This is a genomic window from Microbacterium sp. HMH0099, from assembly GCF_049384025.1.
Lineage (GTDB): Bacteria > Actinomycetota > Actinomycetes > Actinomycetales > Microbacteriaceae > Microbacterium.
On the sequence record NZ_JBMRJR010000001.1, the window covers coordinates 737116 to 751071 of the forward strand.

Below are 13956 nucleotides of genomic sequence, written 5' to 3' on the forward strand. Positions count from 1 at the left end.
CCGTGACGGGCTGAAAAAGGATCCGATCGATCCGGATGAGGGTCTAGCCGTAGGTATCGCGCGGACCGCGGCCTTGAACGGCTCTCGGCCCCCATTTCCACGAGGGGACGTCCGGCCCCACGAAGCGGATCGCCTCGACCCCCGCCTCGGGGAAGCGCCGGATGATCTCCGAGAGGATGTGCGCGCGCATGAGCTGGAGCTGCTTCGCCCACGCCGTGGAGTCCGCCTGCACGGTCAGCGTGCCGGCGTCGAGGGCGACCGGACGGGTGTGCGCCGCGGTGTCCGCGCCGGCCACGTCGTGCCACGTGCGCACGAGGTCCTCGCGCGCCAGCTGCGGCTCCCACCCCGACGACTGCGTGAGGGCGGAGAGGACGTCGCCGAGGCCCCGCGGGTCCCGACCGGGCGTGAACGGCGCGTTCTCGTCGTCGGTGTTCCGTCGGCGGCGCGTGCGCTTGCGGTAGGGCGACGGCTCCAGGCCCCGGAGACGCAGGTACGTCGCCAGGGTCTCCGGCAGCTCGCCGTCGTCACTCATCGCCGGCCTTGATCTGCCCCGCCTCGACGCGCACGACGTGGGCGCGCAGACCCTCGGGCACGTCCTCCTCGACCGCCGAGGTGACGATGACCTGCTCGTAGCCGCCCGCGAGCTCCGCCAGTCGGGTGCGCCGGCCGGCGTCGAGTTCGGCGAACACGTCGTCGAGGATGAGCACCGGGTCGCCCAGGCGGGACTCGGCGCGCAGGAGCTCGGCGGATGCCAGGCGGAGCGCCAGCGCCACCGACCAGGACTCGCCGTGGGAGGCGTAGCCCTTCACCGGCAGGCCCCGCACCTTCAGGACGAGGTCGTCGCGGTGCGGTCCGACCAGGGTGAGACCGCGATCGAGCTCGGCCGGGCGCCGGAGGGCGAGAGCGGCGCGGAACTGGTCGGCGAGCGGTGCCCCCGAGCCGGCGGCATCCATCGACTCCCCCTCCTCGGGGTCGGCCCCGCCCACGGACAGCGCCCATTCCAGGCGCGGATCGTGGTCGGCGCCGGCGATGGCGGCGTAGGCGTCCGAGACCGGGGAGGCCAGATCGGATGCCAAGGCGAGGCGGGCCTCGATCACCTCGGTGCCGAGGGCGACGAGCTTCTCGTCCCAGACGTCGAGGGTGCCGAGGGCGTCGCCGCGGATCCCGCGCGCGCGAGCGGACTTGAGCAGCGCGGTGCGCTGGCGCACGACGCGGTCGTAGTCGCCGAGCACCCCGGCCATGCGAGGGGTCCGCTGCACGATCAGCTGGTCCGCGAAACGGCGACGCGCGGACGGGTCGCCACGCACGATCTGCAGGTCCTCCGGCGCGAAGAGCACGACCTGCGCGTACCGCGGCAGCTCGGAGGTGCGGACGTTGACCCCGTTCACGCGCGCTTTGTTGGTGCCCTGCCGGTTCAGCTGCAGCTCGAGCAGGACGCTGCGCTCCCCGTGGGCGAGACGGGCCCGGACGATCGCGGCGTCCTGACCGTCGCGGACCATCGGAGCGTCCGAGGACACACGGTGCGAACCGAGCGTGGCCAGATAGGCGACCGCCTCGACGAGGTTCGTCTTGCCCTGACCGTTGCGGCCCACGAAGACGTTCGCCCCAGCCGCCAGCGAGACGTCGGCACCCGCGTAATTGCGGAAGTCCTTCAGTCCCAGCTGCTCCACGATCACCGAGTCAGACTACCCGCCGGCTCCGACACCGACACCGGGGGCGACCGCTCAGCGCAGGAGGAGGTTCGGCTGCAGCAGGTACTTGAACGTGCCCTCGCCGCCCTTGTCGACCGAGGTCTGCGGGGTGACGAGCACGGGGCTGAGCTTGTTCGCGTTGTCGCTCGAGGTGAACGTGATGCGCGTGAACTCGCTGCGGACGGCACCGAGCGACTCGAGCAGGTACTGCGGGTTCAGGCCGAGGGTGACCTCGTCGCCCACGAGCGTCGCGTCGACGGACTCCGTCGCCCGCGCCTGTTCGGTGCCGGAGGCGTCCATCGACACGCCCTCGGGGCCGAAGGTGAAACGCAGCGGCGCGGAGCGGTCGAGGACCAGGGCGACGCGGCGCACGGCCTCGGCGAGCTCGGCGGTGTTGACGACGCTGTGGTGCTCGGTCTGCTCGGGGAACAGGCGGCGCACGGGCGGGAAGTTGCCCTTGATGAGCAGCGACGTGACCGTCTTGTTGCCGGAGGAGAAGGCGATGATCTCGCGGTCGCCGGAGCCGGAGAACGCGATCGAGATGTCACCGCCGTGCGCGAAGGTCTTGCCGACCTCCTGCAGCGTGCGGGCGGGGACGAGGGCCGACGTGGTCTCGTCGCCGGCGGCGGCGCCGCCGTCCCACGGGATCTCGCGCAGGGCGACGCGGTAACGGTCGGTGGCGACCAGGCTGAGGCGCGTGCCGGACACCTCGAGCTGGACGCCCGTGAGGACGGGGGTGACGTCGTCGCGAGAGGCGGCGAACGCGACCTGCGCGATGGCGGTCGCGAACTCGTCGGCGGGGACGAGGCCGGACTCTCCGGTGACCTCGGGGATGGCCGGGTACTCCTGGACGGGCATCGACGCGAGCGTGAACCGTGCGGAGCCGCAGGTGAGCAGGATGCCGCCGTCATCGTCGACCGCGATCTGGATGGGGGCGTTCGGCAGTCGGCTCGCGATGTCGGAGAGCAGACGGCCGTGGACGAGGATCGTGCCGGGCTCGTCGACCGTCGCCTCGATCGTGGTGCGCGCGGAGGCCTCGTAGTCGAAGGCGGCGAGGGAGAGACCCTCGGCACCGGCCTCGATGAGCACGCCCGCGAGGATCGGCTGCGGGTTGCGCTGAGGCAGGAGCTTCACCACGAACGAGACGGCTTCGCTGAACACATCGCGATTGACGTGGAACTTCACGGACGCTCCCTTGACGGCGGGTATGGCTTCCCCATGCTAGCCCCCACGCCGGAACGGCTCGGATGCACGCTCTCGGAACCCCGAGGTCATCGGATGTGCCTTAACAGAGATCTGGATTCTTCATCTTGTTAACGGCTGTGGAATCTGGGGATAAGTCTCACGATCGCTGTTAACAGCAGGGAACGCGGGGGCATCCACCTGTGGACGCGCTGCGGACAGCCGGTGGTGTTAACACGATCGGCGACAGGGAGCGCTCGGCCGGGTTCCACAGTTAACAGCCCGTCGTACACAGGTCATCCGCAGAGATTTCGAGTTATCCACAGGTTTTCCACACTGTGTAGAACCGTGTCAGAAGCGGGTTTCCACAGCCCTGTGAGGCCCGTTCACCGCCGAGAACGACGAAGGGGTTCGTCCGCGGACACGGACGAACCCCTTCGGGAGACGGGCGCTCAGCGCATGCGGCCGAGCTGCGAGGTGATCTCCGACACCTGGTTGTAGATGGACCGGCGCTCCTTCATCAGGTCGCTGATCTTCTTGTAGGCGTACATCACCGTGGTGTGGTCGCGGTTGCCGAAGAGCTGCCCGATCTTCGGCAACGACAGACTCGTGCGCTCACGGCAAAGGTACATCGCGATCTGGCGCGCCGTGGCGACGGCCTGCGACCTGCTCGAGCCGTAGAGATCGTCGACGGACAGCTTGAAGTACTGCGCGGTGGCCGTGATGATGTCCGTCGGTGAGACGACGTTCGCATCGTCCTGGTCGATGATGTCGCGGAGGACGGTCTGCGCGAGCGTCATGTCGAGAGTCGACCGGTTGAGGCTCGCGAAGGCGGAGACGCGGATCAGCGCGCCCTCGAGCTCGCGGATGTTCGACGAGACGACCGTCGCGATGTATTCGAGGACCTCGTCGGGGATGAGCAGCCGCTCGCTCTGCGCCTTTTTGCGGAGGATCGCGATGCGGGTCTCGAGGTCGGGCGCCTGCACATCGGTGATGAGGCCCCACTCGAAGCGGCTGCGCATACGGTCCTCGAAGCCCGTCAGCTGCTTCGGGGGCAGATCGCTCGTGATCACGACCTGCTTGTCGTGGTCGTGCAGCGTGTTGAACGTGTGGAAGAACGCCTCCTGCGTCTCCGCGCGTCCCTGCAGGAACTGGATGTCGTCGATCAGGAGGATGTCGACGTCGCGGTACCGCGCCTGGAAGGCCGAGCCACGGTTGTTCGCGATCGAGTTGATGAAGTCGTTCGTGAACTCCTCGCTCGAGACGTACCGGACGCGGATGCCGGCGTACATGCTCGCGGCGTAGTCGCCGATGGCGTGAAGAAGGTGCGTCTTGCCGAGCCCCGAGTCGCCGTAGATGAAGAGCGGGTTGTAGGCCTTGGCCGGCGCCTCCGCCACGGCGACCGCGGCCGCGTGGGCGAAGCGGTTCGACTGCCCGATGACGAAGTTGTCGAAGGTGTACTTCGGGTTGAGACGGGTGTCCTGGCGCGAGGCCGGTGCCGGCGGCTCGACCGGCGCCTCCGAGATCGGGGAGAGGGATGCCATGCTCATCGGCGCCGCGGGAGCGGGAGCGTCGTCCGCGGTCGAGGGCGAGGAGAGGTGGGAGTCGATCAGCTCGGGGTTCACGACGACCCGGAAGGTGCTGACCTCGGGATCGTGGCCCTGGACCTGCGTGAGCGCCTCCATGATGGGCGCGCGCATGCGCTTGTTCATCTGCGCCGCGGTCAGGTCGTTGGGGACGTCGAGATAAAGGGTCCCGCCCATGACGCCCTGCGGCACCGCGAGGTTCAGGAAGCCGTGCAGCTGCGGGGTGATGCGATCATCGGTCAGGAGGTGGTCCAGCACTGCCGACCAGACCGGGACATCCGGTACTTCGTGCAGTGACATACCCCTCCTGGGTCTTCGGCGCGTGGCAGATCGACGAACGCCGAACCTGTGGATAAGTTCCGCAGACACGCTAGTTCGGGGGCATCGCGGAGCCAAATCCACTGTAGGGCCGCATCGCGTGTCTTTGCCAGGCGTGTGGACAACGGTTGGGGATAATGGGCGGTCGCCCGTCGGTTTGAGTTAACGGCTCGCACGACGTAGCCTTAGTCGGTTGACTTATGCCTTCACGGCAGTCCCGACCCCGTCCCCGGCAGAAGAGCATCGGGCGACACCACCTCCGGAGTGACCCATGAGCAAGCGCACCTTCCAGCCCAACAACCGTCGTCGTGCCAAGAAGCACGGCTTCCGCGCCCGTATGCGCACCCGTGCCGGCCGTGGCATCCTCGCCGCGCGTCGTGCCAAGGGCCGCACCGAGCTCTCGGCCTGACGTACCAGGTGCTCGCGAAGCCGAACCGACTCACCCGCGGATCGGATTACAAAGCCACCGTCCGACGGGGCTCTCGCTGTGCCGGAACGCACACCGTGACCTACGTCGGTCGGACGGGTGACCAGGCCGTTGCCCGATTCGGGTTCATCGTGAGCCGCCAGGTCGGCTCCGCGGTCACACGCAACACCATTCGCCGCCGCCTCAAGGCGGTGTGCGCCGAGGCGCTCCCGTCTGTCCGCGGGGGCGCCTCGATCGTCATCCGCGCGCTGCCCTCCGCGGCGACCGCGGACTTCGCCGATCTCCGCGCCGACGTCATCCGGTGCCTGGAACGCAAGGCCGCCGCATGAGCGCTTCGACTCTCCCGACCTCTGCGACCGGCAGCGGGCGGCTGGAATGGGCCTCGATGATGGCATCCGTCCCGCTTCTCCCCCGGAACGCGGGCCTCGCCCTCCTGCACGGCTACCGTGCGACCATCTCGCACGTTTACGGCGACGTGTGCAAGTACTACCCGTCCTGCTCCGCCTATTCGGTGGGCGCCGTGCAGCAGCATGGACTCGTGAAGGGTATCGCGTTCACCGCGGCCCGCCTCGCACGCTGCCATCCCTGGGCTCAGGGTGGCATCGACGACGTCCGTCCTCACCGGGCCTTCCGTCATGAACTGACTCCGCACGGCTTCGTCGTGCCCTCCCGAAAGGACTGATCCGTGCCGGATCTCATTGGAATTGTCCTCTGGCCGCTGAAATGGGCGGTCGAGCTGGTGCTGGTCGGTTGGCACCAGCTCTTCACCCTGCTCGGCATGGCTCCCGCGGCCGGTATCACCTGGGTGCTGTCCATCGTCGGTCTGGTCCTGATCGTCCGCGCCGCTCTGATCCCGCTGTTCGTGCGGCAGATCAAGAGCCAGCGCAAGATGATGGAGATCGCGCCGGAGCTTCGCAAGGTCCAGGAGAAGTACCGGGGCAAGAAGGACCAGCTGTCTCGTGAGGCGATGAGCCGCGAGACCATGGCGCTGTACAAGAAGCACGGCACGACACCGGTGTCGAGCTGCCTTCCGCTCCTCGTGCAGATGCCGATCTTCTTCGCGCTCTTCAGCGTGCTCAACGACGTGTCCCGTCACGCGGTCGCCGGCATCGGCGGTGTGGGTCTGCTGACCCCAGAGTTGACGCAGGAGTTCTACGACGCACGCCTCTTCGACGTGGCATCCATGCACGTCAACCTCGTCACCGCGTGGACCCAGCCCGACGGCCAGGTCACCGTCATCATCCTGCTCGTGCTCGTCGTGCTCATGATCGCGTCGCAGTTCTTCACGCAGCTGCAGATCATCTCGAAAAACCTGTCGCCCGAGGCCAAGACCGGTCAGGCGTACCAGATGCAGAAGATCATGCTGTACATCCTGCCGCTGGCCTTCATCTTCTCGGGCGTCTTCTTCCCGCTCGGTGTCGTCATCTACTGGTTCGTCAGCAACCTGTGGACGATGGTCCAGCAGTTCGTCGTCATCCGCGAGATGCCGACCCCCGGTTCCGACGCCGCCAAGGCGCGCGAGGAGCGTCTGGCTCGCAAGGGCAAGGCGATCGACGCGCAGGGCAAGGTGGTCCCGATCGAGAAGTACCAGGCGGAGCAGCAGCGTCTCGTCGAGGAGGCCGAGCGCGCTCGCGCGGCTGCCCCGAAGCGCCAGCAGCCCGTGGGCAAGCAGCGCGCCAAGAAGCAGGCCACGAAGAACGGACGTCCCGCCGGCGAGACCGGTACGGCGACGACCTCCTGACGACCCGGAGAACATGATGACGACGTCTGACCAGATCACCTCTGATTCCGCCGCCACCGTGGAGGAGCTCGAGAGCGAAGGCGACATCGCCGCCGACTACCTCGAGGGACTGCTCGACATCGCCGACATCGACGGCGATCTCGCCCTCGACGTGCGTGCCGGCCGTGCCTACGTCTCGGTCGAGGCGGAGGACGTGGCCGCGCTGTCCACGCTGTCGCACCCCGACACGGTGCAGGCGCTGCAGGAGCTCACCCGCCTCGCCGTGCAGAACTCGACCGGTCGCTTCTCGCGCCTGATCCTCGACATCGGCGGCTCGCGCGACGCGCGTCAGCGTCAGCTCGAGAACCTGGTCGACCGTGCGATCGCTCGTCTCGACGAGGGGGCGTCGCAGGCGTCGCTGCCCGCGATGTCGAGCTACGAGCGGAAGCTGGTCCACGACATCGCCGCGGATCGCGGGTACTCGTCGGAGTCGTTCGGCGAGGGTGCGGACCGTCACACCGTCCTGCGCCGCGGCTGAGGTGAGCGACTCCGTTCTCGAGCCGGAGCCGCCGCGCGCGGCCGAGGTGTTCGGCGACCGCATCGAACTCGCCCGTCGATTCACCGCCTCCCTCGCCCGCCACGGGGAGGAGCGCGGCCTCATCGGACCCCTCGAAGTGCCTCGCCTGTGGACCCGGCACATCCTCAACAGCGCCGTCGCAGCACCCTTCTTCGAGAGACGTTCGGCCGACATCGGATCGGGTGCAGGACTGCCGGGCCTCGTCCTGGCCATCGCCCGGCCCGACGTCCAGTGGACGCTCATCGAGCCCATGGAACGCCGAACGGCCTGGCTCTCGGAGCAGGTCGACGACCTCGGCCTCGACAACGTCACCGTCGCCCGCATGCGCGGGGAGGAATGGACGGAGGGCCGCGTGTTCGACACCGTCACCGCCCGCGCCGTCAGCGCTCTGCGTACGCTGCTCCCGTTCACCGCTCCCCTGGTGCGACCGGGCGGTCGTCTCGTCCTCCTCAAAGGCGCGAACGTCGACGCCGAGATCACGAAGGCCGCCAAGCAGATGCGGGCCTTCGGGCTCGAGGACGTGCGCGTCGAGGTCGTCGGCGAGGGCATCGTCGCCGAGCCCACGCGCGTGTTCGTCGCCACCGTCACACGTTGATTCGCGGCGCATGTAAACATGCGTCTTTGCCAGCTCGATGGGTGCGGATGGATGCCGGCGGCTCGCTGCTCTCGCGAGATCACGTGATCCCATCGACCGCACCCCGTTAGCGTGGTCGGGAGCGCGTGATCTCGGCGAGACCGCGTGATCTCGCGTGCAGGTTGCGGGCGTCTGTAGGTGGCGCGGCCCCGTGGCGCGTTAGCTCGGTAGACGTCGAGGTCGCACGTTCGATCCGAGGGCACACCTTCGGACTGTGTCGGAGCGTGTGATCTCGGCGGGTCGTGTGATCTCGCCCGCCGTTGCTGTGACTGGCCGGCGGTGTGCGACGGCCGTGGCTCGCTCGCGGAGGTGTGGTCGCGCAGCCGAGATTACGTGGTCTCGCTGACCGCACATGCTCGCATGTGCGGGAGCGTGTGATCTCGGCAAGATCGCGTGATCTCGCGTGCTGGTGTCGGGCGCGGGTGCCGGGGATGCCCGCCGCCCCGGACTTGCGGGTCGGACGGAATCGAGGTCGCACGCTCGGTTCGATCGCACACGTTCGGTGTGCGTCGAAGCGTGAGATCTCGGCGGCATCGTGTGTCCGCGCGGGCCGTTGGTCGCGTGCTGGCTGCGGGCGTTCCATGATGGTCGCTCCCCCGGATCGCGTGGTCGCGTCGGCTGGCGCAGGTCTTGGCGTTCGAGAGCGTGTTCTCGGTGGGAGGACGTGATCGCAACGTGGTGCGACGGGTGGGCCGAGCTTCTGGAGCTCCCCCGGATAGCCGGGAGGCGATACCGCGAAGGTCACACGTCCGTGTGGAGCGCACAGGAGCCTGCGTCCTCAAAACACGTCTTCTGATTTGAAGGTGTCCTGGCGGCGGCAGTGCTCAGGGTGGCTGCGCTTCGGATCAGCGAGTGCTGATCTCGGGACGGCGAGTACGGACGTGACCCGACATCGCGCGATCACGATGGTTGCACGCGCCTCGGCCGGATCGTGTGCCGTCATGGTCGTATCCGTGCGTCGCCTGTCGTTCGACGGTGGTCGCCAACAGAACGGTCGGGTCGCACTTCCGCCGGTGTGGCTGGTAGCCGTCGTGTCGCGAGCTGATGAAGTGAGAGTGCGCATCTCAGGAATCAGTAGCCGCCGTGAGATGGTCTCGTCCTATGTTTCACGTGAAACATCGCTCCGTCGCCATTTGTCTTCGATCGCGTCCAGGGCGGCGCTACCCGGCTCGGCCGAGGCGTCCGATGGACCCGTTGTGCCATGCCGATCTAGCGGTTCTCCGCGCGAGGGTGGCGGCGAGTGGCGCGATGGCTGGGCGCGGCACTCGCGGTGTACCGCTGCCTACGCCGTCTTCCGTAGAGTCACCGGTTCGACCCTCGCGATGCCAAGGTTGTTGGGATGCCGCCCATGAGACGATTCCGAACCTCGCTCCGCTGACACCGTCACGCGCAGGGCGGAAGCGTGGTCGCCGAGATCGATAGCTCATAGATGTTTCACGTGAAACATCCGGCTGTGGCAGGAGCCCAACGCTCAATCGTGAGCGTTGGGCCGAGCTGTCCTGGGTGCGAAACGTGTGGTGGCCACATTTGGGCAAGGCAACTTTTGCAGCAGTCACGAAGCTCGCCCACTCCCCCATCGATCGATTGCTATCGTTAGCCGGGATACACCGCTCCGTCGCCGTTGTTTCACGTGAAACATGATCCTCATTCGGCCGGCCCCTGGAGTCCCCGACATGTCCTGGGGCCTGCACCATCACGCCGCGCGCAGACGCGCCGGTCGCCAAAACTCGAGCGAACGTTTCACGTGAACCATTGCGTTCCTTGCGAATGCCCCTCGCGCGCGCATCGCTCTATGTTTCACGTGAAACGCGCGCGCCATCGCTCACGTATGCCCACCTCATTCGCCGAGAGGCGGTCGACACGACAACGAACCCCACCCGGCGCGTTGGAACGTCGGTGGCCGCGGCTAGACTGGCGGGAGTGTCCACCGGCGAAGAGGAAGTGTGTTTCACGTGAAACAATCCGGCGACTCCGTGGCATCCGGAGCCCTCGAAGACTCCCCCATCGCCCGTGAGATCGCGGATCTCTCTGCGCGGCGACGCGCCTTGGAAGCCGTGACCGTCGAGCTCAGCGGCCGCACGCGGGTCTTCACGGTCTCGAACCAGAAGGGTGGTGTCGGAAAAACCACCACCACGGTCAACCTCGCGGCCGCGCTGGCGTCTGTCGGAGCGAAGGTCCTCGTCATCGACCTCGATCCGCAGGGCAACGCCTCCACCGCACTCGGTGTCCCCCACAACGCTGACACGCCGAGTGTGTACGACGTCCTCATCGACGAGTTCCCGCTGGCGGACATCATTCAGACCAGCCCGGAGTCTCCGAACCTTCTCTGTGCACCCAGCACGATCCACCTCGCCGGTGCGGAGATCGAGCTCGTGTCGCAGGTCGCGCGTGAGCACCGCCTGCGCGGTGCGCTCCACGAGTACCTGGCGCTCGACGACACGCACCTGGACTTCGTCATCATCGACTGCCCACCGTCCCTCGGTCTGCTGACGATCAACGCCTTCACGGCCGCAGATGAGGTGCTGATCCCCATCCAGTGCGAGTACTACGCGCTCGAGGGTCTGAGCCAGCTGCTCGGAAGTGTGCAGATGATCCAGAAGCATCTGAACCCCGGACTCCACGTGTCGACGATCCTGCTCACGATGTACGACGGCCGCACCCGTCTCGCACAGCAGGTGGCCGAAGAGGTGCGCTCGCACTTCAGTGAGGAGGTTCTCCGCACGGTCATCCCCCGTTCCGTCCGTGTGTCGGAGGCGCCGAGCTTCGGACAGACGGTCATCGCGTACGATGGCCAATCGGCGGGCGCGATCGCCTACCGCGAAGCGGCGGTCGAAATCGTCGCTCGCGACAACTCCACGAAGGACTCCTGATGGCGAAGAGAACTGGTCTGGGCCGCGGTATCGGCGCCCTTATCCCCACGGCGGAGCCTTCCGAGGCACGGCCCGTCGACGTGTTCTTCCCGGACAACTCCGCGAAGGACAATGCGGTCAAGGACGCCACCGGATCCGCGTCCCCCGCGTCGGACGACCTCGTCACGGTGCCCGGTGCCCGGCTCGTGCACATCGACCCGGCATCCATCGTCCCCAACCCGCGGCAGCCGCGCACGACGTTCGATCCCGAGGATCTCGCCGAGCTGGTGCACTCGGTCCGCGAGTTCGGCGTTCTGCAGCCCGTCGTTGTCCGCGACAAGAAGGACGGCACGTACGAGCTCATCATGGGTGAGCGGCGCACCCGCGCCTCGCGCGAGGCGGGTCTGGAGTCCATCCCCGCCGTCGTCCGCGAGACCGAGGATGAGTACCTCCTCCGCGACGCCCTGCTCGAGAACCTGCACCGCTCGCAGCTGAACCCCCTCGAAGAGGCGTCCGCCTACCAGCAGCTCCTCGAGGACTTCGGCATCACGCAGGAGGAGCTCGCGACCCGCATCGGCCGATCCCGTCCGCAGATCAGCAACACCATCCGTCTGCTGCGTCTGCCGGTGCCGGTGCAGCAGCGGGTTGCGGCGGGTGTGCTCAGCGCCGGTCACGCACGCGCGATCCTCTCCCTCGACAGCCCCGAGGCGATGCGGAAGCTCGCCGACAAGATCGTCAACGAGGATCTGTCCGTCCGGGCAGCGGAGGCCGCTGCGAAGATGCCCGGCGTCGCGCCGGTCCGGCAGAAGGCGACCGCAGGATCGCGCCAGGCCGGACTCGACGACATCGCCGGCCGTCTCGGCGATCGATTCGACACCAAGGTGCGCGTCTCTCTCAGTGCTAAAAAAGGCCAGATCAGGATTGATTTCGCGAGCATTCAAGACCTCAACCGCATCCTTGCGGTGCTGGGGGAGGACGGCTACACGGGCTGAGGCGCCGACGGGCCGTTCCGTGTTCGCGGGGCGAGAACGACGCGCCGCCCGTGGTATCCGCCGTCCGGCGTACCCTTGATGGGTGCCAGCGAACGACCCCTCCTCCCGCCGCCGCGCCAGTCTCGAACTGCTGCGTGCCGAGGCGTCCGATGAGCTGTCCGTCCTCATCCACGAGCGTCTGCGCGGTGGTGAAGACCCGTGGGACTTCATGGACGACCTGCCGACCGTCGACGAGCTCGTGGTGCTGACCCTCCGTGCGGAGAACATCGCCGAGAACGGCGGTGTCCGCCCGAACCGCGCGCGCAACTATCGTGTGCTGCGCCAGATCGCGCTCGACTACCCGGCCCTCACGCGCGCCGTGTGGCGCATCCTCGGTGAGGACGAGCAGCACCGCCGGTGGGACGCCAGCATCCGCCTCGACGCCTCATGAGCCCGTCACGGCGCCGCGGAACGGACATCAGCGTCGGCCTCGACGCCGTGAACCCGCTCGCAATGCTCCGGGCTGGATGCCACCGTGTGGCATCCATTCAACGAGAAGACCCCGCCAGCCGGAGCTGACGGGGTCGAATTCTCGTGCGGACTCAGCCGAGGAAGGGCTGGAGGTCCTGCTCGAGCGCGTACTTCGGCTTCGCGCCGATGATCGTCGTCTTGACCTCGCCGCCCTGGAAGACCTTCATCGCGGGGATGGAGGTGATCTGGTACTTCATGGCCAGGTCGGGGTTCTCATCGACGTTGAGCTTCAGGATCGTGATCTTGTCCGGGTTCTCGGACTGGATCTCGTCCAGAACCGGAGCGACCATGCGGCAGGGGCCGCACCACTCGGCCCAGAAGTCCACGAGGACGGGGCCGTCAGCCTGCAGGACGTCCTGCTCGAAGGTCGCGGAGGTCGTCGCCTTGGCGGTCATGTGCATATCTCCTTAGATGGAAGCGTTACAGAGTCGAACAGCGCGGGCCCGAAGTTTGTTCCTCAGACCACCGCTGCGTCGGGGAGGCCCTCGATGAGGCTGTCCGCGGTCGCGGGCGCACCCGCGGCGCCGTGGGCTGCGAGGAAGTGCTCGACGTCGAGGGCGGCGACGGTGCCGCTGCCCGCAGCCGTGATGGCCTGACGGTAGGTCGGGTCGATCACGTCTCCGGCGGCGAAAACGCCGTCGACCGAGGTCCGCGACGAGCGGCCGTCGACCCAGATCGTGCCCTGCTCGGTGAGTTCGAGCTTGTCGTGCACGAGGTGGGTGCGGGGGTCGTTGCCGATCGCGACGAAGAGGCCCTCGAGGGGGAGGTCGCGCTCGGTGCCGTCGACGGTCGAGCGGAGACGCACGCCGTTCACGGCCTCGTCACCGAGGATCTCGGCGACCTCGCTGTTCCAGACGAACTCGATCTTCTCGTTCGCGAACGCGCGCTCCTGCATGATCTTCGATGCGCGCAGGGAGTCCTTGCGGTGGATGACGTAGACCTTCGACGCGAACTTCGTGAGGAAGTTCGCCTCCTCCATGGCCGAGTCGCCGCCGCCGACGACGGCGATCGTGCGCTCACGGAAGAAGAAGCCGTCGCACGTCGCGCACCAGGACACACCACGGCCCGACAGGCGCTCCTCGCCCTCCAGGCCGAGCTTGCGGTACGCCGAGCCGGTCGCGTAGATCACGGTCGCCGCCTCGTGCACCTTGCCGCTGCCGAGGGTGACCTTCTTGACCGGACCGTCCAGCTCGAGCGAGACGACGTCGTCGTACAGGACCTCGGCACCGAAGCGCTCGGCCTGCGCCTGCATCTTGGCCATGAGGTCGGGACCCTGGATGCCGTCGGGGAAACCGGGGAAGTTCTCGACCTCGGTCGTGTTCATGAGGTCGCCGCCGGCTTCGACGGAACTCGCGACGACGAGGGGCTCGAGGTTGGCTCGGGCGGCGTAGATCGCGGCGGTGTAGCCGGCGGGGCCGGATCCGATGATGATGACGTGACGCACGGTAGCGCGTTCCCTTCGTTGATTCC

15 protein-coding genes are annotated in these 13956 nt (G+C 67.5%); 9 read left to right on the forward strand and 6 right to left on the reverse strand.

The window, feature by feature from the left end; translation table 11 throughout:
* Positions 1–43: 43 nt before the first annotated feature.
* From ACO03V_RS03310 to dnaA, 4 genes are all read right to left on the reverse strand, one after another.
* A complete protein-coding gene (locus ACO03V_RS03310) occupies positions 44–532 on the reverse strand; it encodes a DUF721 domain-containing protein (RefSeq protein ID WP_367733857.1) in 489 nt (162 codons plus the stop codon).
* On the reverse strand, positions 525–1676 hold the full coding sequence (gene recF / locus ACO03V_RS03315) for a DNA replication/repair protein RecF (RefSeq protein ID WP_423136597.1): 1152 nt from the start codon (positions 1674–1676) through the stop codon (positions 525–527). Before recF ends, ACO03V_RS03310 begins: the two co-directional genes overlap by 8 nt.
* Positions 1677–1724: 48 nt before the next feature.
* A complete protein-coding gene (gene dnaN, locus ACO03V_RS03320; RefSeq protein ID WP_367733855.1) occupies positions 1725–2876 on the reverse strand; it encodes a DNA polymerase III subunit beta in 1152 nt (383 codons plus the stop codon).
* A gap of 449 nt (positions 2877–3325) precedes the next feature.
* Positions 3326–4759 (reverse strand): chromosomal replication initiator protein DnaA, encoded by a 1434-nt coding sequence (gene dnaA / locus ACO03V_RS03325; protein WP_367733854.1) that lies wholly within the window; start codon positions 4757–4759, stop codon positions 3326–3328.
* Positions 4760–5048: 289 nt separating this feature from the next.
* Here dnaA and rpmH point away from each other — a divergent pair, with 289 nt between their 5' ends.
* The 9 genes from rpmH (at position 5049) to ACO03V_RS03370 (ending at position 12406) form a co-directional block, all read left to right on the forward strand.
* Positions 5049–5186: a 50S ribosomal protein L34 gene (gene rpmH / locus ACO03V_RS03330; RefSeq protein ID WP_013584598.1), complete on the forward strand. Its 138-nt coding sequence runs from the start codon at positions 5049–5051 to the stop codon at positions 5184–5186.
* A gap of 8 nt (positions 5187–5194) precedes the next feature.
* Positions 5195–5533, forward strand: a complete 339-nt coding sequence (rnpA, locus tag ACO03V_RS03335; protein WP_423136598.1) for a ribonuclease P protein component — start codon at positions 5195–5197, stop codon at positions 5531–5533.
* On the forward strand, positions 5530–5886 hold the full coding sequence (yidD, locus tag ACO03V_RS03340; RefSeq protein WP_367733852.1) for a membrane protein insertion efficiency factor YidD: 357 nt from the start codon (positions 5530–5532) through the stop codon (positions 5884–5886). The genes rnpA and yidD overlap by 4 nt, the downstream gene beginning before the upstream one ends.
* Before the next feature lie 3 nt (positions 5887–5889).
* Positions 5890–6945 carry a membrane protein insertase YidC gene (gene yidC / locus ACO03V_RS03345; RefSeq protein ID WP_367733850.1) on the forward strand — a complete coding sequence of 352 codons (1056 nt, stop codon included), beginning with the start codon at positions 5890–5892 and terminating at the stop codon, positions 6943–6945.
* Positions 6946–6958: 13 nt separating this feature from the next.
* Complete coding sequence (locus ACO03V_RS03350; RefSeq protein WP_387054932.1) at positions 6959–7462, forward strand: protein jag; 504 nt, start codon at positions 6959–6961, stop codon at positions 7460–7462.
* A 1-nt stretch (position 7463) separates the two neighbouring features.
* The gene (gene rsmG, locus ACO03V_RS03355) at positions 7464–8096 is read left to right on the forward strand and encodes a 16S rRNA (guanine(527)-N(7))-methyltransferase RsmG (RefSeq protein WP_423136599.1); all 633 of its coding nucleotides are present in this window, start codon (positions 7464–7466) and stop codon (positions 8094–8096) included.
* 1982 nt (positions 8097–10078) lie between these two features.
* The gene (locus ACO03V_RS03360; protein ID WP_423136600.1) at positions 10079–11005 is read left to right on the forward strand and encodes a ParA family protein; all 927 of its coding nucleotides are present in this window, start codon (positions 10079–10081) and stop codon (positions 11003–11005) included.
* Positions 11005–11976: a ParB/RepB/Spo0J family partition protein gene (locus tag ACO03V_RS03365; protein ID WP_423136601.1), complete on the forward strand. Its 972-nt coding sequence runs from the start codon at positions 11005–11007 to the stop codon at positions 11974–11976. The genes ACO03V_RS03360 and ACO03V_RS03365 overlap by 1 nt, the downstream gene beginning before the upstream one ends.
* 82 nt (positions 11977–12058) lie before the next feature.
* Positions 12059–12406, forward strand: coding sequence for a tryptophan synthase subunit alpha (locus ACO03V_RS03370; RefSeq protein WP_387054924.1), 348 nt, complete (start codon positions 12059–12061; stop codon positions 12404–12406).
* 151 nt (positions 12407–12557) lie between these two features.
* On the opposite strand, the gene trxA is transcribed toward ACO03V_RS03370, so the two are convergent.
* The gene (trxA, locus tag ACO03V_RS03375; protein WP_367733843.1) at positions 12558–12881 is read right to left on the reverse strand and encodes a thioredoxin; all 324 of its coding nucleotides are present in this window, start codon (positions 12879–12881) and stop codon (positions 12558–12560) included.
* A gap of 62 nt (positions 12882–12943) precedes the next feature.
* The gene (trxB, locus tag ACO03V_RS03380) at positions 12944–13930 is read right to left on the reverse strand and encodes a thioredoxin-disulfide reductase (RefSeq protein ID WP_367733841.1); all 987 of its coding nucleotides are present in this window, start codon (positions 13928–13930) and stop codon (positions 12944–12946) included.
* Positions 13931–13956: the final 26 nt, after the last annotated feature.